The organism is Sphaerisporangium krabiense (assembly GCF_014200435.1).
Taxonomy (GTDB): Bacteria; Actinomycetota; Actinomycetes; order Streptosporangiales; family Streptosporangiaceae; genus Sphaerisporangium; species Sphaerisporangium krabiense.
The window spans coordinates 4,244,946-4,267,171 of sequence record NZ_JACHBR010000001.1; the positions used below are offsets into that span (position 1 = coordinate 4,244,946).

15 protein-coding genes are annotated in these 22,226 nt (G+C 70.8%); 6 read left to right on the forward strand and 9 right to left on the reverse strand.

Translation table 11 applies throughout. The features are described from left to right. Positions 1-157 precede the first annotated feature (157 nt). Positions 158-937 carry an AfsR/SARP family transcriptional regulator gene (locus BJ981_RS18825; protein WP_184612624.1) on the reverse strand — a complete coding sequence of 260 codons (780 nt, stop codon included), beginning with the start codon at positions 935-937 and terminating at the stop codon, positions 158-160. A 94-nt stretch (positions 938-1,031) separates the two neighbouring features. Continuing rightward, positions 1,032-2,906: a CASTOR/POLLUX-related putative ion channel gene (locus BJ981_RS18830; protein ID WP_307837818.1), complete on the reverse strand. Its 1,875-nt coding sequence runs from the start codon at positions 2,904-2,906 to the stop codon at positions 1,032-1,034. A 145-nt stretch (positions 2,907-3,051) separates the two neighbouring features. Here BJ981_RS18830 and BJ981_RS18835 point away from each other — a divergent pair, with 145 nt between their 5' ends. Together BJ981_RS18835 and BJ981_RS18840 are read left to right on the forward strand one after the other, a co-directional pair. Then, positions 3,052-3,816 (forward strand): SDR family NAD(P)-dependent oxidoreductase, encoded by a 765-nt coding sequence (locus tag BJ981_RS18835; protein WP_204070241.1) that lies wholly within the window; start codon positions 3,052-3,054, stop codon positions 3,814-3,816. Positions 3,817-3,948: 132 nt separating this feature from the next. Then, a complete protein-coding gene (locus BJ981_RS18840; RefSeq protein WP_184612625.1) occupies positions 3,949-4,602 on the forward strand; it encodes a TetR/AcrR family transcriptional regulator in 654 nt (217 codons plus the stop codon). 131 nt (positions 4,603-4,733) lie between these two features. Here the strand turns inward: BJ981_RS18840 and BJ981_RS18845 are convergent, their stop codons facing one another. Beyond that, the gene (locus BJ981_RS18845; protein ID WP_184612626.1) at positions 4,734-5,144 is read right to left on the reverse strand and encodes a VOC family protein; all 411 of its coding nucleotides are present in this window, start codon (positions 5,142-5,144) and stop codon (positions 4,734-4,736) included. A 181-nt stretch (positions 5,145-5,325) separates the two neighbouring features. Here BJ981_RS18845 and BJ981_RS18850 point away from each other — a divergent pair, with 181 nt between their 5' ends. Beyond that, entirely contained in the window at positions 5,326-6,273 is a 948-nt protein-coding gene (locus tag BJ981_RS18850) for a helix-turn-helix transcriptional regulator (protein ID WP_184612627.1), read from the forward strand. A gap of 135 nt (positions 6,274-6,408) precedes the next feature. Beyond that, on the forward strand, positions 6,409-8,061 hold the full coding sequence (locus BJ981_RS18855) for a catalase (protein ID WP_184612628.1): 1,653 nt from the start codon (positions 6,409-6,411) through the stop codon (positions 8,059-8,061). Positions 8,062-8,152: 91 nt separating this feature from the next. On the opposite strand, the gene BJ981_RS18860 is transcribed toward BJ981_RS18855, so the two are convergent. Further along, positions 8,153-8,986 carry a permease-like cell division protein FtsX gene (locus BJ981_RS18860; RefSeq protein ID WP_184612629.1) on the reverse strand — a complete coding sequence of 278 codons (834 nt, stop codon included), beginning with the start codon at positions 8,984-8,986 and terminating at the stop codon, positions 8,153-8,155. A gap of 301 nt (positions 8,987-9,287) precedes the next feature. Continuing rightward, positions 9,288-10,562 carry an MFS transporter gene (locus tag BJ981_RS18865; RefSeq protein WP_184612630.1) on the reverse strand — a complete coding sequence of 425 codons (1,275 nt, stop codon included), beginning with the start codon at positions 10,560-10,562 and terminating at the stop codon, positions 9,288-9,290. Positions 10,563-11,144: 582 nt separating this feature from the next. Between BJ981_RS18865 and BJ981_RS18870 the strand changes: the two genes are divergently transcribed. Next, complete coding sequence (locus BJ981_RS18870; protein WP_184612631.1) at positions 11,145-13,361, forward strand: M4 family metallopeptidase; 2,217 nt, start codon at positions 11,145-11,147, stop codon at positions 13,359-13,361. A gap of 21 nt (positions 13,362-13,382) precedes the next feature. Here BJ981_RS18870 and BJ981_RS18875 read toward each other — a convergent pair whose 3' ends face one another. After that, on the reverse strand, positions 13,383-13,940 hold the full coding sequence (locus tag BJ981_RS18875) for a hypothetical protein (protein WP_204070242.1): 558 nt from the start codon (positions 13,938-13,940) through the stop codon (positions 13,383-13,385). Between the two features lie 516 nt (positions 13,941-14,456). Here BJ981_RS18875 and BJ981_RS18880 point away from each other — a divergent pair. Beyond that, entirely contained in the window at positions 14,457-15,299 is an 843-nt protein-coding gene (locus tag BJ981_RS18880; protein ID WP_184612632.1) for an SDR family oxidoreductase, read from the forward strand. Between the two features lie 10 nt (positions 15,300-15,309). Here the strand turns inward: BJ981_RS18880 and BJ981_RS18885 are convergent, their stop codons facing one another. The 3 genes from BJ981_RS18885 to BJ981_RS18895 all read right to left on the reverse strand — a co-directional run bounded on the left by BJ981_RS18885 (position 15,310) and on the right by BJ981_RS18895 (position 22,122). Next, entirely contained in the window at positions 15,310-16,620 is a 1,311-nt protein-coding gene (locus tag BJ981_RS18885; RefSeq protein WP_184612633.1) for a helix-turn-helix domain-containing protein, read from the reverse strand. Between the two features lie 160 nt (positions 16,621-16,780). Further along, positions 16,781-18,238, reverse strand: coding sequence for a M4 family metallopeptidase (locus tag BJ981_RS18890; RefSeq protein ID WP_239139223.1), 1,458 nt, complete (start codon positions 18,236-18,238; stop codon positions 16,781-16,783). Positions 18,239-18,684: 446 nt separating this feature from the next. Further along, positions 18,685-22,122 (reverse strand): M28 family peptidase, encoded by a 3,438-nt coding sequence (locus BJ981_RS18895; RefSeq protein ID WP_275422298.1) that lies wholly within the window; start codon positions 22,120-22,122, stop codon positions 18,685-18,687. Positions 22,123-22,226: the final 104 nt, after the last annotated feature.

A 22,226-nucleotide genomic window follows, 5' to 3' on the forward strand; every position in this document is an offset into this window, starting at 1 on the left:
CTTTCACCGGTCCGACGGCGCGGACGACCCGGACGGCGGCGAGACGGGTCCCTCTTCGCGCGTGTGGAGGCCGGCCGGGCCCCCGTGGATCCCGGCCGGCCTCTCGGCCCCCCGTCGCGTCCGCGCCGGGTGATCGCGGCGCCTCCGGCCCGGAGTCTCAGTCCGGGCGGTGGGCCAGGTCGGGGTCGTCGGCCAGGACGGCCTGGTGAAGGCGGGCGAGTTCGTGGCCGGGATCGATGCCGAGTTCCTCGCGCAGGAGCACGACGACGTTCCGGTACGTCTCCAGGGCCTCGGCGCGGCGGCCCGACCGGTACAGACTGAGCATGAGCTGCGCCCACAGGCGCTCGTGCAGAGGATGCTCGGTCGTGGCGGCTTTCAGGCCCGCGACGATCCGGTCGTGCCGGCCGAGCCGCAGGTGGACGTCGAAGGAGCGTTCGAGCAGGCGCAGCCGCTCCTCCACGAGCTGGGGTATCTCGAGGCGGTGCAGCGGGCCGGACGGCACGTCGGCGAGCACGGGCCCCCGCCACAGCGCCAGCGCGTCCGACAGCAGCCGGGCCTCGCCCGCCAGGTCGTGCCGCTTGGCCGCCAGGGCCGCGGCGTGCGCGAGGTCGCGAAAGCGCGTCAGATCGAGGCTCTCCGGGGGGAGCTGGACGCTGTAGCCGTCGTCGTGGGTGTGGATGAGGCTCTGGCCGTCCTCGCCCACGGTGCGCCGCAGCCGGGCGATGTGCGTCTGCATCGCGTTGCGCGCCTCGCCGGGGGCGTGGCCGTCCCAGGTCCGCTGGATGAGCTGGTCCACGGACACGTACTGGCCGGCGCGGAGAAGAAGCGTCGCCAGGGCGATGCGCTGCTTGGCGGCGCGCACCGGGACCGGCTGGCCGTCGCGGGTGACCTCCAATGAGCCGAGAACGCCGAACCGCAACGCCGTCCGTGCTTTCATGACGTCATTCTCCAGACGATCCCGTCCGGCGTCGCCATACTTCCGGGCTCGTTGAAATGTCCGCCACGACACGTCCGGCGCGCGGCGCGGCCGGCTACTCCTCGGCGAGGACGATCACGTTGTCGTCCGCGCCCAGCGAGAGGGGCTCGGTCCGCGGCGGGTTCAGGACGACGCCGTACGACGGCGCCTGGTCGCCGTCGCGCTTGTTCCGGTAGCCGATCGCCGTGTGGCCGCGCCGCCTGGCCGCCTCGATCACCGTGGCGAAGTTCGCCCCGGTTCCGGGGGTGACGTAGTCGGACGCGGGCTTCAGGTAGATCTCGGAGCCCGAAGGGTCGAAGAGGTGCGCGAAGACGCCTTGGAGGTGGCGGTTCTCGGCGAGCTGGGTGAGCAGCAGGCTGATCAGCTTGGTGCTGACGATGAAGTCGTCGGCCTTGGTGACCTGGAAGACCTCGCGGTTGTCGTCGTTGTTGATCTCGGTGACGATCGCGTACGGGTCGCCGAGCCGCACCTCGATGTCGCGCAGGTGCAGCAGGGTCACCAGCGTGCGGTCGTCGGCCTGCTCGACCTCGACGCCGTCGTCCGCGAGCACGATGATGTGCTTGTAGCCGCCGAGGTCCAGCGTCTCCAGCGACGCCCTGCGCGTCGGCTCGCAGTGCTTGTACCCGACGGTCAGGTTCGCGCGGGCCGTCGCGAGCACGTCCTGCGGCCTGCGCGCCGAGGCGATGTCCACGACCGAGCCCGGCTCGACGAGGCGGTCCAGCAGGTCGATGATCTTCGTGGCGCGGGCGTTCCAGCCGATCAGGAGCGTGCGGTCCGGTAGCGGGCGCTGGTCAGGCGCGGTGACGATCGCCGACGCGTCGACCGGGGCGGGGGAGTCGCCCAGCCGGATCAGCAGGTCGTCCTCCGCCAGCACGATCAGGTGGTCGCGCTCGCCGATCACGGTGTCCATGGGCGGGTTGACGACCACCCGGCCGTCGCTCCCGCGCAGCCCCGCCGGCACGCCCCGTTCGTACGCGTGCAGCGCCTCGCCGTACGTCGTGCCGACCAGCGCGGGCTCGGGACGGATGTAGAACTCGTTGCCCGCGAAGTCCAGCAGGTCGGTGCAGACCGTGGACAGCCCGGCCTGCCGGTGCGACTGGACGACCAGGCGGACCGCGATGTCGTCGGCGTCGAGGACGAGCGCCGCGTCGCCGCCCGCCAGCCGCGCCGCCGCGACGTTCTCGGAGTTCTGCACGGCCGTGACCACGTGCGGGCGCACGCCGCGCCAGGTGCGGTTGTTGAGCAGCAGCAGCGTCTTGATGACGTGGATGTCGGCGTCCGGCCCCGGCGGCGGCAGCACCATGATCGCCTTGGCGGTGTCCGGGCTCACCAGTTCGAGGTCGGCCCGCTTCAGCGGGCTTCCGGTGCGGCAGATGACCCGCGTGCGGCCCGTGTCGCCGAGACGGCCCCTGATCTCGTCGTCCATGTCCATCTTGTCGCGGTCGGCGAGGATCACCACGCGCGAGCGCCGCTGCCCCTGGTTGGCCTTCACCAGCTCCTCGATGACGGTGAAGACCTGCTCCGACCAGCCGAGCACGATCGTGTGCCCGTGCTCGATGAGCCGCGAGCGGCCCTTGCGGAGCTGGGCGATGCGGTTCTCCAGGCCGGTCGTCAGCACGCCGATCAGCGAGCTGACGATGAAGACGCCGCCGATCGTGATGGTCAGCATGAGCGCGAGGAACACCGGGCGGCCCGTGTCGCCGCCCATGGTGCCGGGGTCGATGGCGCGCATGAGGTTCATCCACGCGGCGCCGCCCCAGCCGCCGTGCCCGTCGATCTCCTCTCGGGTGCCGACCGCCATGAACAGCGCGGTCATCACCACGATGAGCAGGACGGACGCCAGGCCGAGCCAGCCGATCAGCGCGGGCGTCCCCCGGTCCATCGTGCCGTCGAACCAGTACCGCAGACGGTCCCGCCATCGCACCCGCACCGCCGCCGCTCCCCGCCCTCGTCCCCGCCCACCGCACCCTGGGGTGCCTGATCCCGATCATTGAACCAGTCCTGGGCGACCGGGCACGCCTTTCGTACACAGGTGTACGTTTAAACGTACGCCACTGTACGGATGCGATGTGGCCATGGACGAGAGGACGAAGATGTTCGAGCTGGACGGCAAGGTCGCGCTGGTGACGGGCGCGGGGCAGAACGTCGGAGCGGGCATCGCCCGCGTGCTCGCCGCGCAGGGGGCCACGGTGGTGGTCAACGATTTCCACGCCGACCGCGCCGAACGCACCGCGAAGGAGATCGTCGCGGCCGGCGGCGCCGCCCGCCCCTTGAGTTTCGATGTATCCGACTTCGACGCGGTCACCGCGGCGGTCGCCGACATCGCCGCGCACGAGGGTCGCGTCGACATTCTGGTGAACAACGCCGGGCCCGACGGCCCGATGACGATGGCGCCCTTCTCCGAGATGTCGGCCGACTCCTGGGGCAAACCCTTCGCGGTGAACGTGTACGGCATGCTGAACTGCTGCAAGGCGGTGATCGGCGGGATGATCGACCGTGGCCACGGCCGGATCGTCACCATCACCTCCGGAGCGGGACAGCAGGGCCTGGACATCGGCGTGTCGACCTACGCGGCCGCCAAAGCCGGTCAGATCGGATTCATGCGGCACCTGGCGGCCGAGAACGGCCCGCACGGCATCACCTGCAACACCGTTTCGCTGGGACTGGTGCTGTCCGACGCGGAGGCGAGCGCCGTGCAGCGGCTCGTCGACTCCATCCCGGTCCGGCGGATGGGCAAGCCGGAGGACCCGGGCTATCTCATCGCGTACCTGGTCTCGGACGAGGCGAGCTGGATCACGGGACAGACCGTCGCCGTGAACGGGGGCGGCCTGATGATCTGAGCGCGCCGGCGCGCGCACGGCGATCGCCGCCCCGCGCCCGCGTGGTCATCGGTACCCGCCGTCCAGCCCAAGGTCCCGGCGATGTGCCGGGCGGAATCGTACACCGCTGTACGGAACGGCTACGATTCACGCATGCCGGCCGATCCCGATGAGCACGTCCTCCTTGCCAAGCGGGGCGACGCGGCGCGCAACCGCACCCGCCTCCTCGCCGCGGCCCGGGCGGCCTTCGCCGCGCACGGACACGACGTGGCCCTGGAGGAGATCGCCCGCGCCGCGAACGTGAGCCGGACGACGCTGTACCGCAACTTCGCCACCCGTGAGGACCTCGCCGCCACCATCTACGCCGAGGGCCTGGACCTCATCGAACGGCGCGCGGCCGAACTCGCGGGCAGCCCCTACGGGGTGATCGACCTGTTCGAGTTCCTGCTCGACCTGCAGGCGTCGAGCGGGTCGATCACGCCGGTGCTGTCCCGCTCGGACGCGGCGGTCTTCGCCGGTCTCACCGAGCGCACCGCGGCCGCGTTCCAGCCGCTGGTGGAGGAGGGCGTCCGGTCCGGCGTGCTGCGTCCCGGAATCGAGCTGCACGACCTGCTGCTGGCCATCCTGATGGGCGACATGTCGGCCGGCGGGGCGGATTCGGAGCTGCGCGCCGAGCAGCACATGCGCAGTCGCATGATCCTGCGCCGCGGCCTGTTCACCGACCACGCCCTCGCCGCCTGGAAGCCACCGGCCGCGGCGCGCGCCTCCGCGTCGCCGACCCGCCCCGGACGGAACCCGCGCGCGTAGGCGCCGGACTCCTCGCCCGCTCCCCCTCGTGGGAAGGCTCTTCCTCGACGGCGTTCACGCCGGGGAGACGGGCCTACCGCGCGGTCCACACGGGCGATTGAACCGGCCCTGGCGACCGGGTACGCCTCCTCTCAGAGATCACTCGCGAGGACCTGCAGGTAGTGCGCGTTGTACATCACGCCGAGGATGTTGCCGAACGGGTCGACCACGGAGGCGGTGACGAAGCCGGGGCCGCGTTCGATCGGCCGCTGGTGTTCCGTGGCGCCCAGGGAGAGCAGCCGCGCGAAGGCCCCCTCAAGGTCGTCCACGTGCCAGTAGACCACCGCGCCGCCCGCCTCCTTGGCCGGAGGGTGGGGAAGGAAACGGCTGTCGACGATGCCGAGCTCGTCCTCGTGGTCGCCGACGCGGAACTCGGCGTAGGCGAGCCTGCCCTCGGCGTGGCGGGTGAAGTACGGCTCGATGCCGAGCAGCCCGGCGTACCAGCGGGCGGCGGCGGCGACGTCGTCGGCGAAGAAGCTGACGGTGGTGAGACCTCGCAACATCGGATGGTTTCCCTTCTCGGCAGGGCGTTTCGCGGTGGCGTCGCCCGATGGGTGTGTCCCCTGTCTGGATGACGACCCTCGTCGGGCGACATCCCGGATGCCGTCTCGCACCGGGTGACATCACTCATGCTTCACCGCAAAGTGCTCACCTTATGAGCACTTTGCGGGAGAATCTCAAGTCATGCGCGCTGACCGTCTGGTGGCCGTCCTGCTGCTGATGCAGACCCGCGGCCGGGTGACCGCCGCCGAGCTGGCCGCCGAACTGGAGGTCTCGGTGGCCACCGCCCGCCGCGACCTGGAGGCGCTCGCGGCGGCGGGCGTCCCTGTCTACCCGCAGCCCGGCCGTGGCGGCGGCTGGTCCCTCGTCGGGGGAGCGCGCACCGACCTCAGCGGCCTGACGGCGGCCGAGGCGCAGGCGCTGTTCCTGCTCGCCGGCCCCGCCGCCGTCTCGCCCGAGGCCAGAGCGGCGCTGCGCAAGCTCGTGACGGCGCTGCCCCGCACCTTCCGCGCCGACGCCCAGGCCGCCACCGACGCCACGATGATCGACCCTGCCGGGTGGGGAGAGCGCGACCGTCTCCGGCCCGAGATCGTGGACCTGCTGCAGACCGCCGTGGTCCGCCGCCGCAAGGTCCGCCTGACCTACGCGGGCCGCGCCCGGGAACCCGGAGAGCGGCTGGTCGACCCGTGGGGTCTGATCGACAAGGACGACATCTGGTATCTCCTCGCCGGAACCGGCCAGGGACGGCGCACCTTCCGCATCGACCGGATCATCACGGCGGAGACCACCGACGAGCCCGCCGAGCGCCCCGACGACTTCGCCCTCGCCACCGCCTGGCAGGAGGTCGTCGAGGAGATCGAGCGGCGACGCTCGCGCACCTGGGCGACGGTGACCGTCGAGGAGCGGTACCTGCCGGTCCTGCGCGACCAGTTCGGACGCCACTGCCACCCCGACGGCGACCCCGACCAGGGCCGCGTCCGCGTCCGCCTCGCGGCCCCGACCCCGCTGGACATCGCCCGCCACCTCGCCGGCTGGGGCGCCCTGATCGACGTCCTCGACCCCCCGTCCGTCCGGGCCGAACTCGCACGCATCGGCGCCGAACTCCTCGCCCGCCACCCCACGCGCACCTAGAACACGAGCGTCTCCTCCACGGGACGCGTCCGACACCGGTCACATCATCGCCAGGTCAAGGTTGGCCAACCGTTGTTTCCGCTGCTCACCAGTGGCAATGACGGTGCGGGACGGGCCGGTTCTCAAGGGGGCGCCATGACCAAGACCGGGAGACCCACCAGCCACGGCGACGGCCACCTGACGATGACCGACCGTCAAGGCCACCCCATATACGACAACACGAACCTGCGTACGGTGGGCGATCGCGGGCCCGCGACGCTGGAGAACTACAGCTACCTGGAACGCGTCGGCCATTTCACGCGCGAACGCATCCCCGAACGGGTCGTTCACGCACGCGGATTCACCGCGTTCGGCCACTTCGAGTCCTACGGCACCTGGGGCGAGGAGCCGATCTCCCGCTACACCCGCGCCAAACTGTTCCAGGAGCGGGGCAAGCGCACCGAGGTGGCGGTGCGTCTGTCGCTGGTCATCGGCGGACGTGAGTCCGAGGAGACGGCCCGCGACGTTCGCGGCTTCGCCGTGAAGTTCTACACCGAGGACGGCAACTGGGACCTGGTCGGCAACAATCTGGCGGTGTTCTTCATCCGTGACCCGGCCAAGTTCGTCGACGTGGTGCACGCCTTCAAGCCCGACCCCGTGACGTTCCACCAGGACCCCAACCGGGCCTTCGACCTGCTGTCGCTGACACCCGAGAGCATGCACCTGCTGGTCAACCTGTTCAGCCCGCGGGGCCTGCCGTCCGACCTTCGCCACATGCAGGGGTTCGGCGTCAACACCTACAAGTGGGTCAACGACCAGGGCGACACATTCCTGGTCAAGTACCACTGGATTCCCAAGCTGGGCGTGCGCAGCATGACCGCGCAGGACGCCGCCAGGATCCAGGCCACTGAGCTAAGCCACGCCTCCAAGGATCTGCAGGCCGCGATCGAGAACGGTGAATTCCCCGAGTGGGAGATGCGGGTGCAGGTGATGAGCGACGACGAGCACCCGGAACTCGATTTCGACCCGCTCGACGCGACCAAGGCGTGGCCGGAGGAGATCTTCCCCCCGAAACCGGTCGGACGCCTGGTGCTCGACCAGAACGCCCAGGACTACTTCACGGAATCCGAGCAGATCGCGTTCGGCGCCGGCGTGATCGTGGACGGGCTCGAACTGTCAGAGGACAAGATGCTGACGGGTCGCACGTTCGCCTACGGCGACACGCAGCGTTACCGCATCGGCCCCAACTACCAGCAGGTTCCGGTCAACAGGCCGAAGAACCAGATACACACCAACCAGCGTGACTCTCAGGCGCTGTTGCGCCAGGATCCCGGCGGTCCGAACCCGCATGTCAACTACTCGCCCTCCGTCCTCGGAGGGCTGACCCCCGCGCCGCCTCCGCCGCACGACACGCGCGGACCGGAGTACCACGGCCGCCTGACCGGGACGCCTATCACGCGTACGAACGACTACAAGCAGGCCGGGCAGCGGTTCCGCCTGATGGAGCAGTGGGAGCGCGACGACCTCGTGAACAACCTGACCGTCGCGCTGTCGGCGTGCGACCGGCCGATCCGGGAACGCATGATCTGGCACCTGCTGATGGTCGAGGACGAGCTGGGACTGCGCGTCGGTGAGGGAATCGGCGTCTCCGTGGCGGACGTCTCCACCCTGGAGCCGTTGCCGGGCCAGGTGCTCACAGAGGAGGACCGAGTCCGGCTGGCCAATCTGGGCGACAACGGGCCGCGCGACGTGGCCGGACTCCGGATGACCCACTGTGTCCCCAACGAGCGGGCCGAGGTCCCCGGCTGACCCGGCCCCATCCGCCGGCGCGCGCGACGCCGCGCCGTGGCGGACGGGTCGCGGTCCGGACGGAACCCGCGCGCATAGGCGCCGAACTCCCCTAGTGGGAAGTCTCTTTCCCGACGTCGTAGACGCCGGGGAGATGGCCTACCGCCCGCTCCACGCGGGCGACCGCGTCGGGAGCGTCGAGGAGCAGGTGGAACGTCTCGGGGATGTAGGGGAGGGGTTTCGTGGTGCCTGGCGGGTGGGTCTCCATCACCCACATGACGTTCTTCGCGGCGTGCCCACGATCTTCCAGGTAGATCGGGCCGACGCCGTCCAGGGCGCTGAGGGCCTGGTAGACGGCGGTCCGCTCGGACGCGCTCGCCGCGCCGCGCCCGACGCACCGTGACTCCTTGACCACTGGCTTCTCCGGGCAGAGCCAGACGGCCACGTTGGTCTTGCCGGCCCAGAAGTTCGTCCCGTTCACGTAGATGTTCGAGACCCCGGGCATGTTCTCGACCTTCCGCGAGAAGTCGCCCGTCGCGGTCAGATTCACCGCGAAGGATTCCGGCATATCCGTTTCGCGCACCTCCCAGGGAAGCCGGTCGCTCATACCCGAGGCCTTGAAGTCCTCGAGCGCCTCCGCGCGCGACTTGAGCCGTACGGCGGACACCTCGGGCAGGCCCCGCAAGGTGCGCTCGATCGCCAGCCGCTGCGCGGATGTGGCCTCATCCTCGCCGCAGGTGTTCAGCGCGCTGTTCTCCTTGCACAGGTACACCGTCGCCGTTCCCGACGCCGGCCACGGGGCATCAGGGGGTGGCAGCGGCCCGGCCGGTGGACGCCGTACGAACCACACCCCCGCGCCGAGCGCGACGAGCAGCAGCACCACGACGACCGGCACCACCGGGCTCCACCGCGTACCTGGGCTCTCCAGCACCTCTTCCGGACCCATACGCACGACTGTGTCGGGGTTCACGTCCCATGGTCAACTCGTTCGGCACACGGCACCTCGACGGCCTGCGGGATGCTCGTCACACGTCCTCACGAACGTGTCCACCCGGTTGACGGCCGTCGCCATGCCGCGCACCAGCACCTCCCCGGGACCGGGCACCGGAGCGGGCAACTCCCCGTACCGGATCGCGTCCACGGGCCCGAGCCGTTCGACATAAGCGGCACGCATGACACTCGCCTCCCCTCCGGGAACGGTACTCCGGCCGGTATCACGCACGGAGCCACGGCCTTTCGCGACGCGGTCAGGGTTCGCGGTGTCGTCCTCGTGCCGTGGCGGTCAAGGCGATGGCGGTCAGCAGGCAGGGGAGGCCCCAGGCCGGGGTGAAGCTGTGAGTGAGGTCTCTGAGGAGGCCGAGGGTGGGTGGGGCCAGGATCACGGCCACTTGGTTGACGGCCATGGCCAGGCCGAGGGCGAAGCCTGTCTTGTCCGCGGGGGCCGATTCGGCCACGTAGGCCACCCACGGGCCGTACCAGCCGTACCCGAAGAACCCGAGCCATATGAAGAGAGCGATGGCCGTCGCGGGCGTCCGCCCCGCGGGTGTCATCAGGGCGGCCATCCCGGCGATCACGGCGACCATGCAGGTCATGACGATGGCGTACCGTCCCGACCTGCCACGGTCGCTCCAGGCCGCCAGGCAGACGCGGCCGGCGACCCCCGCGCCCTGGGCCGCCAACAGGACAAGGGCCGCCGCGCCGGCCGAGAGGGACGTGGTGTCGTGAAGGTGCAGCACGGTGAGCACGAGTACGCCACTCTGCACCGAGATCAGACTCGTCCCGGACAGCATGATCTTCGCCATGGCCGGCTCGCGCAGCATCCGTACCCGTCCCCCGAACTGCGACCTGACCGAGTCCCCCACCCCACCGCCGCGACGTGTCAGTCCGGGCGGCGCGCCGGCCGACCCGCTCGCGACCCCATGGTCGGCGGGCCGGGTGGGTGGTGTGCGGTAGCAAGCCATGAAGACGACGGCGCCGAGCAGCGCGACGAGGCCGCCGGCCAGGAGTGTCGCTCGCCAACCGTACGTCTCGGCGAGCAACGGCAGCACAGCCGCCGCGAGTGCGCCGCCCAGCGGCAGGCCCGCTTGGCGGATGCCCATCGCGAACCCTCGCCGGGACGGGCCGAACCAGGACGCCACCGACTTGCTCCCGCCGGGCTGCGCGCTGCTGTATCCGGCGCCGACCACCAGCAGGACGACAAGCAGGGACGCGTACCCCGGCGCCATGCTCCCCATGCTCAACCCCGCGGCCACCACGCACGCCCCGACCCCGACGACCCAACGTTCGCTGTACCGGTCGAGCAACACCCCGGCCACCAGCAACCCGACCAACGGAACGAACTGCGCGGCTGACAGGAGGAGGCCCAGTTGGGCCGTGCTGAGGCGCAGGTCGCGTTGCAGATAGATGCCGATCGCGCCGATGCCTTGCATGAAGAATCCGGAGGCCGCCTGGGCGAAGGTGGCGATCCCCAGAACGATCCACCGATATCCGGAGGCGTCGGATGCCGAGCGGCCGATGCTCATGCGTCGTCCCGGTGGGAGGATCGGCGGCCCACCGGCCCCTGACAGTTCGAGATCGCCACTATCGCAACTTATTCGCGACACCGAGTTCTTCGCACCGGAGTTCTTCGCCGAAGCCGTCAGGCGGCGGCGCCACAAGTGGCACACCATGATCGCCGAGGGCAACGGCACCGTCCTGCCGGCCAGGCTCGACGGGGTGGATGGACGTCCTCGTCCCCGAGTGTGGCGGCGGCCGGCCTGGACGGCGTCGCAGTAGGCCGGTCGTCAGGCTCGGAGGACATCCTCCCCCGGCGTCCACGTGTGCTGATCACTGTTCGACCGCCGGTCGGCGGCCTCTGACCGCCTTCGGCGGACTTTCCCGTACATGTACGGATGGCACTACGGATAGGCAGAACGCGACCCGGCACCTAGCGTCACGAAAAAGGGCGGTTCACCAGGCCGCCCGGTCGCAGTGAACCCGGTCACCCCCCAACCCCTTCACGCTTCCGGCCCGCGACGTCCGGCGGCGTGGCCCCGCCGTCCGCGTGCCCGGCGATGGACTCGGTGACGGACTCCGGCGGCGGACGGCACAGAAAGGATGCGCGCATGAGGCGTAGAGCCTTGATCGCGGCAGCCGCCGGCCTGACCGTCGTGACATCGGCGGCACCGGCGACGTTCGCCGCGTCCTCGGCGGTGAAGCCCCCGCCCGGCGCGGCCGCCCGGCCCCTGTCCGCCGACCCGCTCGACCTCGCCACGCGGGCGGCGGACCAGGCCGTCGCCGGTCAGTTGGACGACCTGCGCAAGGGCGCCGACGAGGTCTGGCATCGCACCAGGATCATCCCCGGCGCGGGCGGCCTCTACTACGCCGCCTACGACCGGACCTACAAGGGGCTGCCCGTGATCGGCGGCGCCGCGGTCGTGGTCGTGGACTCGGCCGGACGCGTCCGCGAGACCATCGCGACCTCCGGCCCCACCACCGGCGTGCCCACCACGGCGACGGTGCCCGCCCGCGACGCCCTGGCCACCGCCAGGACGCGCCTGGACCGCGTGGACGACACCGCCGCCCCGCACCTGGTCGTACTGGCCCACGCCTCCAAGGCCCGGCTCGCCTGGGAGGCCACGGTGGCGGGCATCGCCGGCGGCCGGCCCAGCATCCAGCACGTGTACGTGGACGCCCGCACCCGCGAGATCGCCGGATCCTACGACGCCGTCCGCGCCGGCACCGGCAACGGCTACTACAACGGCCAGGTCACCATCCAGACGGCCGGCTCCGGCAGTTCGTACTCGATGACCGACACCACCCGTCCCGGCATCAGATGCGGCGGCCAGACCGGCGCGGCCTACACCGGCACCGACGACATCTGGGGCAACGGCCTCGGCACCAACCTCGAGACCGCCTGCGTGGACGTCCTGTACGGGGTGCAGCGCATGTGGGACATGCTGCGTGACTGGCTGGGCTTCAACGGCATCAACGGCTCCGGAGGCGGCTACCCCGCGCGCGTCGGGCTGAACGACGTGAACGCGTACTGGAACGGCAGCTACGTCAACTTCGGCCACACCCAGGACAACCAGCGTCAGGTCACGTCGATGGACTTCGTGGCGCACGAGTACAGCCACGTCATCACCGGCTACTACCCTCCGAACCCGTATCCGGAGGCGGAGGCACTCGACGAGGGGGCCGGTGACATCTTCGGAGCCCTGACCGAGCACTACGCCAACAACCCCGCGGACCCGCCGGACTACCTGGTCGGCGAGGAGACCAACCTCGTCGGACAGGGGCCGGTCCGTTACATGTACGACCCCTCGCGGGCAGGGAATCTGAACTGCTACGCGACAGGTGTCTACGACCTCTACAAGTTGGCCGGTCCGCTGACCCACTGGTTCTACCTGCTGGCCGAGGGCTCGACCCCCGGCGGCGGCAAGCCGTCCAGCCCGACCTGCCCCCGTGGCCCCTCCTGGGTCACGGGCATCGGCATCCAGAAGGCCGGCAAGATCTTCATGGGCGCGCTCCAGCGCAGGCCCGCCAACTGGACCTACGCCATCGCCCGCGTCGCGTCCCTGTCCTCGGCCATCGCGCTGTACGGGGCCAACAGCCAAGAATGCGTTTCCACCAGGGACGCGTGGAACGCCGTCGGCGTCCCGGTCCAGTCAGAGCCCCAATGCACCTTCATAGCGCCCGACTTCTCGCTGTGGGCGACCCCGAACTCCGGGTACATCCCCCCGGGTGGCTCGGTCTCCACCATGGTCGCCACGCGGACGATCGTGGGCGCCCCGCAGACGGTCGCCCTGACCGCGTCGGGCCTGCCGAGCGGCGCGACCGCGACGTTCACCCCCGCGTCCGTCACCTCGGGCGGTTCGGTGTCGCTGACCATCACCACCTCGGCGAGCACTCCCGAGGGCTCCTACACCGTAGTGATCAAGGGTACGGGCTCCACCGCCGCCCACACGGCGGTCTACACATTGCGCGTGGCGACGGCCGTCGAACAGCGGACGTTCCGCAACGACGCCGACTACCCGATCCCCGACAACGCGACGATCACCAGCCCGGTCACCTCGACCGCCACCGGAAACGCCGTCTCCCCGGTCCAGGTCGACGTCACCATCGACCATCCCTGCGCGGAGGACCTGCAGATCCGCCTGCGCGGACCGGACGGCGTCTACTACACGCTGGCGACCAGCGGTACCAGCACCTGCACGTCCTTCGGCACCCGCAGGTACACGGCCCCGGTCACCCAGCAGGCGGCCGGCACCTGGGTCTTGGAGGTGACCGACAACTACCGCAAGGACACCGGCCGCCTGGACGCGTGGAGCGTCATCGTCTGACCGAGGACCGCCGGGCGGGCCTCAATGGCCCACCGTCACCTTGAGCAGCGCGATCGCGGCGGCCACCGCGGCGAGCGCCGGCCCCGCGAGCAGAGTGCGCGCCGATGCCCGGCTCGACCGTAACCGCTCCACGATGAGCCCGACCAACGCCAGGCGCAGGAGCAGGTACACGTCGGAGGCGACGATGGCCGTCATCCCGGGCAGCCAGCCGGCCCAGGCCGCGGCCATGAGCAGGCACGGGACGAAGGCCGTCGTCGCGATCGGCCCCGCGTCGCGCAGTTCGTGCCGTATCACGGCACGGGTCGGCGTGTCGTCGCTGCGGGCGTTGTGGCCGATCAGCTCGGCGAACACGTGCGCGAGGAACGTCGAGAACGCCACGCCGGACACCAGCTGTAACGCGTGCCCGTGCGCCACGTCGTCCCGCGTCATCGGCACGATCGCGGCGAAGATGATGATGTTTCCGTACACGTAGGCGGAGATCCGCGCGGCGGCCTGCTCTCTCGGCAGCGCCTTGCTCGCGCGGTAGTGGACGACCCGCTCCCGCAAGGTACGACCATGAGGGCTCCTGAGGCTGCTCACTCGCGTAACCCTACTGTGACCCCGTAGCGCCGCTTTCGTGACCATCTCAATGGGACAGGTTACGGTCATCACATGAGCGATCCGGATCCGTCCTTCATCGCCGGGCTAGCACGCGTGCGCGCCGCCGCGGGGGCACTCATCCGTGACGAGGCGGGACGCGTGCTCATCGTGCAGATCACCGACCATCTCGCGCCGGAGTGGTCGAGCAGAGGTATCTGGTCGGTGGCTCGCTCAGCAGCAGTGGGCGGTATCCGCGGCGGAGGCGGGGGCGGCGGTCACGGTGGCGGCGCCGATGGAGATGAGGGCGGCCAGGAGGGCTGTAGCGATACGACGACGCATGGGAACTCCTTAGCGGTTGGGAATTGATCACTCAAAAGCGTAGGGAGCGGACGTAGGTCTCGCCAGGCCCAAATCATCCCGCTTTCCGATGCGAGGCATCGGCACGTATGAATGTCATGTCAGAGGACGTTAATCCGTGGCCGTCGTGGCACGCCTTATCGCATATGGTGACCGGCCATGAGGTTCCTTTTCGTCGGTGGTAGCGGTTTTCTCGGCAGCGAATTGACTCGGCGGTTGCCGGCGGCCGGGCATGAGGTGGCCGCGACGTACCTGACCAGGTCGAGAGAGGCCCCGGGGGTCGGGTGGCTGCGGCTCGATGTGCGCGGACGAGAAGACGTCGACACGTTGGTCCGCGCATTTCGCCCAGAAGTGGTCATCAACGCCGCGTACCGGCAGGCAGATTGGGCGACCACCGCGAATGGCGCCGTGAACGTGGCCCTCGCCGCCGCCGCGGCGGACGCGCGTCTGGTTCATGTGTCCAGCGACGCGGTCTTTTCCGGCGCCGCCATTCACTACGACGAGACGTGCGACCCTGACCCGATCACCCCGTATGGTGCGGCCAAAGCCGCCGCCGAGACAGCGATCAGCGCGATCGCGCCGACCGCGGTCATCGCCCGGACATCCCTGATCGTCGGTGACGGCGATTCTTCGCACGAGGCGTTCGTGCATGCACTGGCGACCGGCAGGGCGAGTGGAATGCTGTTCACGGATGAGGTGCGATGTCCGGTCCATGTCACCGATCTCGCCGCGGCGCTCCTCGAACTCGCCGCATCCGACCATCATGGCGTTCACCATGTCGCCGGAGCCGACGCGGTGACCCGCTACGAACTGGGATCCCTCATCGCCCGACGTGACGGACTCGACCCGGACCGGCTGCCTTCAGGGCGGCGGGCGGACAGCGGCACGCCCCGCCCCTTGGACGTCCGCTTGGACTGCGCCACGACCCAACGGCGACTCGGTACCAGGCTGCGGGGCGCGCACGAGTTCCTGAAACCACCGGCACCATCTATCGCGAGGTAACAGCGGTGGGTCACTCCGCGTGGAGGATGCGTTCCAGGTGGAGGAGGCCGGTTCTCAGGGCTTCGGTGGCGTCGGACATGCGGTTCTGGGTGGTGAGGAGGGTGCCGAGGGTGTCGACGGCTCGGGCGAGTTCGTGGCGGGCGTTGCGGCGTGCGGCCAGGGTCACGGCGTCTCGGAGGCGGGTTTCGGCCTCGGCCTCGTCACCCTCGTCGAGCGCTACGAGGCCCAGTTCCCGGTAAGCGCGGACGACGTACAGCGGCGGCGCGCCGGCCGGATCGGCAGGCGGGGCGGTCTGGGGGAGGGGGTGGTCGGTGAGGGACGCGAGGAGCAGGGCGCGGGCGGCGGCGTGGTGGCCCTGGCGGCGGTGGACCTCGGCCAGGTCCACGCTCACGTCGAGTGCTTCCTCGGCGTCGCCGTACAACTGGCGGGCGCGGGTGAGGTCGGCGGCGGCGGAGGTCAGGTCGCCGGTCGTCTTGAGGCGGCGGCCCCGGGCGCGGAAGCAGGCCGCCAGCGCCGGGAGCAGCGCCGCCCGACGGTACGCCGACCGTGCCTGGCCGAGCGCGACGGCGGTGTCCGTGACGCGGCGGGCTGCCAGCAGGGCCCGCGCGGTGGCGAGGTGGCCCGCGCCGACGGTCACGGGGTCGCCCGGGCCGGCCAGCGCGAGGGCCTCGTCGGCGGCTTCGGCGGCACGGTCGTCCGCCCCGGCCTGGAGGTATCTGGCGGCCAGGCCGCTGTGCACGGCGTAGCGGGCGTCGGGGTCCAGGTGGCCGGCCGCGCTCAGTTCCTCGCGGGCCTCCTCCAGCAGGTGGATGGCGTACTCGGTGGTGGCGCGGTCCGCGCGGGCCAGGATGAGCGGGATGCGATCGGGGAGCGGCTCCCCGGCGAGGAGCCGCGCCGCGGTGTCCAGATGCCCGGCCTCGCCGGAGGCGAGGAGGGCCCACGCCTGGCGGCGGGTGTCGCCGAGGGTGGCGGCGTGCTCGGCGACCGCGGCGAGGCCGGTGCCGGTCGCCATGGCTTCGACCAGGGCGAACTCCAGCTCGATGGCCGGGTCCACCGGCCGGCCGAGGGCCAGTTCGTCCTCGCTGACCCCGAGCCGTGCCGCGAAGTGCCGCAGCGCGTCGCCCGACGGTGTGCGGCGGCCGCTTTCGACGGACGAGACGTATCCGGCGGTGTAGTTCGGCTCGGCCAGGTCGCGCTGGGTGAGGCCGCGGGCGGTCCGGAGCCGGTGGACGCGCCTGCCGATGTCCTCGTGCGCGTCGTCCATCCGGTCGCCCCCCACATCTCGCCACGTGCCGCCGGCCATGCCGCGCCGTCGTGTCATGGTGGCAGATCACGCCGCCCGGAGAACCGGCAGATCTCGCCCCTCACCGGGGATCAGCGCTCATCGCCTTTCGTTCGATGGGGGCGCGCCGCCTCCGGGGACAGGATCACCCATCCCGAATCCCCGGAGGCGGTGCTTCAGGCACCGTCTGGGACGGCGATCAGGGGGTGGGGGTCGGGAGGGCCCGGATGGTGAGGGTGTAGGTGGTCGAGTGGGTGGGGTTGCCGGGGGCGTCGCCTGAGCCGGTGACGGTTACGGTGCGGGTTCCCGGCGGGGTGGTGGCCGAGGACGAGATGGTCAGCGTCGACCGGCCGCCGGAGGTGACCGCGGAGGGGCTGAAACTCGCGGTGGTTCCCGCCGGCAGGCCCCAGGCCGTCAAGGTGACGGTCTGCGGGACTCCTGTGTCGGTCCGCGTGTCCACGGTGGAGGCGACGACCTGCCCCGGCAGCAGGCTGCCGGAGCTCGGGGTGAGCGAGAGCGAGAAGTCCGGCCGGTCGATGACGATTCCGCAGAGTGGCTCGTTGGCGCCCGCGGGGACGTTGACGGCGGTCCACGCGGCCTTCACGGCCTCGCATTCGAGGCCGCGGCCGTACAGCGCGATGGCGGCGGCGACGGAGGCGGCCCGGGAGTTGGCGTACTTCCAGCCGGTCGTCTTGCGCAGCAGCGCGCCCATGAAGATCTTGCCGGCCTTCTGGAGGCCGATGCCCTGCAGCGTGCGCGGGCCCGCGCACACCGGGCTGTCCGGCTTCCCGCCGCCGGGGTTGGTGCCCTCGGCGAGCAGGTAGAACCAGTGGTTCTGCGGGCCGGCCGCCTGGTGCACCTCGCTACCCGGGATGGCGGCCGAGAAGCAGTTGGGGTCGCCGTTCAGGGAGGGGTTGTACATGTACCGCAGCGGACGGCCGTTGCCGGTGAGGTCCAGCTTCTCTCCGACCGTGTAGTCCGGCGGGTCGTTCGGGTTGGCGGCGAAGGCCTCGGTCAGCGCGCCGAAGATGTCGCCGGCGGACTCGGCGAGGCCGCCGGTCTCGTTGCCGGAGCCCGTGCCGCCCGGGGTGGTCTCGAAGATGGCGTGGCCGTACTCGTGGGCCACCATGTCGAGCGTGCCGTAATGGGGGTATCCGGGCTGCCTGGGGCCGACGGCCAGGTACGAGCCGCTCCAGCGCGGGTACCCGTCCACCACGCCGACGCGCGCCGGGTAGCCGAGGCCCTGGCCGTTGATGCCGTTGCGGCCCAGCCAGTAGCGCAGCATGTCCCATTCCTTCTGCGCCGCGTACAGGACGTCGACGCAGGCGGTCTCCAGGCTGGTGAGCGTGCCGTCGCCCCAGTCGTCGGTGCTCTTGGTGAACGGCCTGCCGTCCGGCCCGCCGCACGCGAGGCCGGGCCGCAGCGGGTCTTTCATGGTGTAGAGGTCGCCGTAGTGGCTGGTGTCGATGGTGACGTGGCCGTTGTAGTAGCCATGGCCGTTGGCCGGGGGGACGGTGGCGGCCTGCGTGGCGGGCGCGGCCGGTCGGGCGCCGGCCGCGGCGGTCGCGGCGGTCGCCGGTGCCGTCAGCGTGGCGGCGATCACGGCGGTGCTCACGGCCAGCGCGGGTAAGACCTTCGTCTTCGTGGGGGGTGTCACGCGCTTCCTTCCTGCCGTGCCCGCCCTGGCCGGGGGATCTCGGGCACGAAGCGACGCGCGCCCGAGACTGCGCTCGGAGGCGGGCACCGAATCAAAAGGTGGGGAGATGCGGGCCCATCACGCGGAACGGGAGCCCGGTCGTGCTCGACCGCGGCGTGGGGCGTCGCTCCGATGTCTCTTGGTGCTTCACTCAAGTCTCATCGCCCGTAGGACGGAAGCTAGATGCACCCCACAAATCCGTCAAGACGCGAAATTTCATGCTATTGACCTGGGCGTCGCCGCTGCCTCCGCCGACCTCAACCGGCGGACCCGTAAAAGGTAGGCCCGGCCGACCGCATCCCCACGCGGGCCAAGGCCCCGCGCCCCGCTCCGGGGGACGCGGCCTCGGCGAGATCGGCCGGGCCGGGCCTCCGGGACCGCCGGGCATGGCGGTCCCGGAGGCGGGATCAGAGGGCGATGCTCCAGGTGTCGAGGGTGCCGGTGTTGCCGTCCTGGAGGTTGTCCATGACCAGCAGGTACCAGGTGCCGCTCGCCGGGAAGTCCGCCGGGACGTCGAAGGAGCGCGGCCCGGACCACGGGGTGCAGCCACCGAACTCCATGTCCTTGACCGGGATGAACTCCGAGCCGCCCGGAGGCAGCAGCCACACGCTCAGACTCTCCGAGCACGGGTGGTTCACGGTGGCCGTCACCTTCACCGGGGAGGTGGCCTGCCCGGTCGCGGTCGACTCGACCGGGCTGAACGCGTACCCGTTGTCGGTGATCGCGAAGTCGGCGTCGTTGGTGAAGACACGGTCCCCGCCGCCGCCGGTGACGGTCAGGCCGTACGTCGCCGTCCGGGTGCCGGTCTCGCCCGCGCCGGTGACGGTCACGGTGTAGCTTCCGGCCGGTGTGGAGGGGGAGGTGGACACGGTCAGCGTCGCCGAACCGCCCGAGGTGACCTGGGCGGGGTTGACGCTGACCGACGGGCCGGACGGGCTGACGCTCGCCGACAGGTTCACCGTCTGGGCGTTGCCCGCGGTGGTCTGGGTGGAGATCGTCGCGGTGGTCTGCTGTCCCGGCTGCACGGTGCCCGAGGACGGGTTCACCGCGACCGCGAAGTCACGCGTCGGGCCGGGATCGTTGCCGACGGCCTGCTTCCAGATCGCGTACGCGGCGGCGTCCGCGGCCCGGTCGAGCACGGTGTCGTTGATGTTGGTGGTGGTGTCGCAGGCCGCGTGGTAGCAGGAGTCGTACGCCCGGTTGGCCGTGCCGCCCCACTTGGTCGCCTGCGCGGACGTCTTGATGGCGCTGGCGCCCGCCGCGACGCCCGAGGTGGCGATGCCCGCGTTGCGGAAGGAGGCGTCGTCGGAGCGGTTGGCGCCCTCGGTGTTCTCCTCCGGTTGCAGGTTGAGGGCGGTGTAGAACGCCTTCAGGTCGGTCGCGGCGGCGGTGTTGATGTTGTTGATGAAGTAGCCGCCGTTGGTGGAGCCGATCATGTCGTAGTTGAGGTAGAGCTTGATCTTGCTCCGCTCGGTGGAGCTGAGCGAGTTGACGTAGGACTTCGAGCCGTTGAGGCCCTGCTCCTCGTCGGTCCACCAGCCGAACCGCACGTGCTTGAGCATCGTCGGGTTCTTCTGCGCCAGGGTCAGCGCGACCTCCAGCAGCGCGGCCGAGCCCGAGCCGTTGTCGTTGATGCCGGGGCCGGCCTGGACGCTGTCGAGGTGGGCGCCGGACATGATGACCTGGTCGGCGTCGCCGCCGGGCCAGTCGGCGATCAGGTTCGGACCTGCGCCGCCGGTGCAGCCGGTGCAGTTGTTGCGGGTGACGGTGTAGCCGGCCTCCTGCAGCAGGTGCTCGACGTAGAGCACCGACTGGCTGTAGCCGGTGCTGGTCGCGTGGCGGTTGCCGCCGTTGACCGAGGCGATGGTCTGGAACTGCTGCAGGTGGGTCTTGACGTTGGCCACGCTGATGTCCGGCGGAGGGTTGCCCGGGCCGGGGCCGTTGCCGACCGTCAGCGTGTAGGACGCGGTGTGGGACGGGCTTCCGCTGCCGTTGCCCCTGCCGGTGACGGTCACCGTGTAGGAGCCGGTGGGGGTGCTCGACGAGGTCGAGATGGCCAGCGTCGAGGAGCCGCCCGACGTCACCGAGGCGGGGGTGAAGGTCGCGGTGGCGCCTGACGGCAACCCCGAGGCCGTCAGGGAGACCGTCTGCGCGGTGCCCACGGTGGTCTGCGTGGCGACGGTGGTGGTGGCCTGCTGTCCCGGCTGCACGGTGCCGGACGGCGGGTTCAGCGTCAGGGAGAAGTCCTGGTCGCCGGGGCCGGCCTGGCAGGACGGCTCGTTGGCGCCCGCCGGTACGCTGACCGCGCTCCAGGCGGCCTTGACCGTGACGCACTCGGTGCCGTTGCCGAACAGCTCGACCGCGGCGGCGATCGAGGCGGCCCGGACGTTGGCGTGCCGCCAGGTCGAGCCCTTGCGCATCAGCGCGCCCATGAAGATCTTGCCGGCCTTCTGGATGCCGATGCCGGTGACCGCGCCGCCCGAGCACACCGGGCTGCTGGGCTTGCCGCCGCCGGGGGCGCTTCCCTCGGCGAGCAGGTAGAACCAGTGGTTCTGCGGGCCCGCCGCCGCGTGCACCTCGGTGTTGGGGATCGAGGAGGAATAGCAGTTCGGGTCGTTGTTGACGGCCGACGGGTTGTACATGTTGCGGATCGGGCCGTTGCCGGACAGGTTCACCATCTCGCCGACGGTGTAGTCCGGAGTGTCCTTGGCGTTGCCGGCGTACGCCTCGGTCAGCGCGCCGAAGATGTCGCCGGTGGACTCGTTGAGGCCGCCGCGCTCGTTGTCGTTCTGCGAGCCCGAGCCGCCGGGAGTGTCCTGGAAGACGCCATGGCCGTACTCGTGGGCGACCACGTCGATCGAGGTGAGCTGCTTGTTGCCGGCCTGGTTGCGGCCGAAGCTGGTGTAGCTCCCGTAGAAGAAGGCGTTGACCTCCTGCAGGCCGACCTTCGCGGGATAGGTCCTGCCCGAGCCGTTGACGCCGTTGCGGTTCAGCCAGTCCTTGAGCATGTCCCACTCGCGCTGCGCGGCGTACATGACGTCCACGCACGCGGTCTCCAGGTCGGTGCCCGAGCCGTTGCCCCAGGAGTCGGTGCTCTTGGTGTACGCGCCGCCGCTCTGGCCGCCGCAGGACAGGCCGGGACGGTTGGGGTCGGTCAGCGTGTACGAGGTGCCGGAACGGCCGGTGTCGATGGTGACCTGACCGTTGTGGTTGCCGTTGCCGGTCCCGGCCCACACCGATTCGGAGGAGTCGGCGTACTTGCCGGTGCGGGCGTCGACGTACACCTGCTGGGAGGACGGCTTGCCCTTGGCGACGCCGCTGACCGCGACCTCCCAGGTCAGGCGGAACTTCCCGCCCCAGGCCAGCACGACCAGGCGCGGCGTCCCCGTCTCGTCGACGCGCGTCATCCGCGCCTTGGCGACGGCGGCGGCCTTCTCGGGGGAGATCCGCGGGACGATCGGCAGGTCGCGCGGGGTGGGGCCGTTGGCGCCCGTGGTGTCGCGGATCCGCCCGGCCGCGTCGGTGACGACGACCGCGTCGCCGCCGACCAGCGGCAGGCCCTTGAAGGTGCGCTCGTAGGCGACGTACTGCATGCCGCCGGGGCCGGAGGTGACGCCGGCGCGGACGTAGGACTCCTCGGGGCCCTTCTTCAGCTCGTCCAGTCCGCTGGCGGCGGCCTTGTCGGCGGACGCGACGGCCAGCGACTTCGGATCGGTGATCTTGGGAGAGGGTTTCACCGGCGGGGCGGCCGAGGCGGCCAGTGCCGGGGTGGTGAGCGCTCCGGCCATGAGAGCGGCGCCGACGGCGACCGCGAGCATGGCTCTGGACTTGTTGGGGGGTTTCACGCTGTTCCTTCCTGCTATGCCCGTCCTCTACCGGGGGGTTCTCCGGATGGCAGGCGACGCGGGCCGGAGACCGGTGTGCGAGGACGCGCGGTGCATGGGGGGTT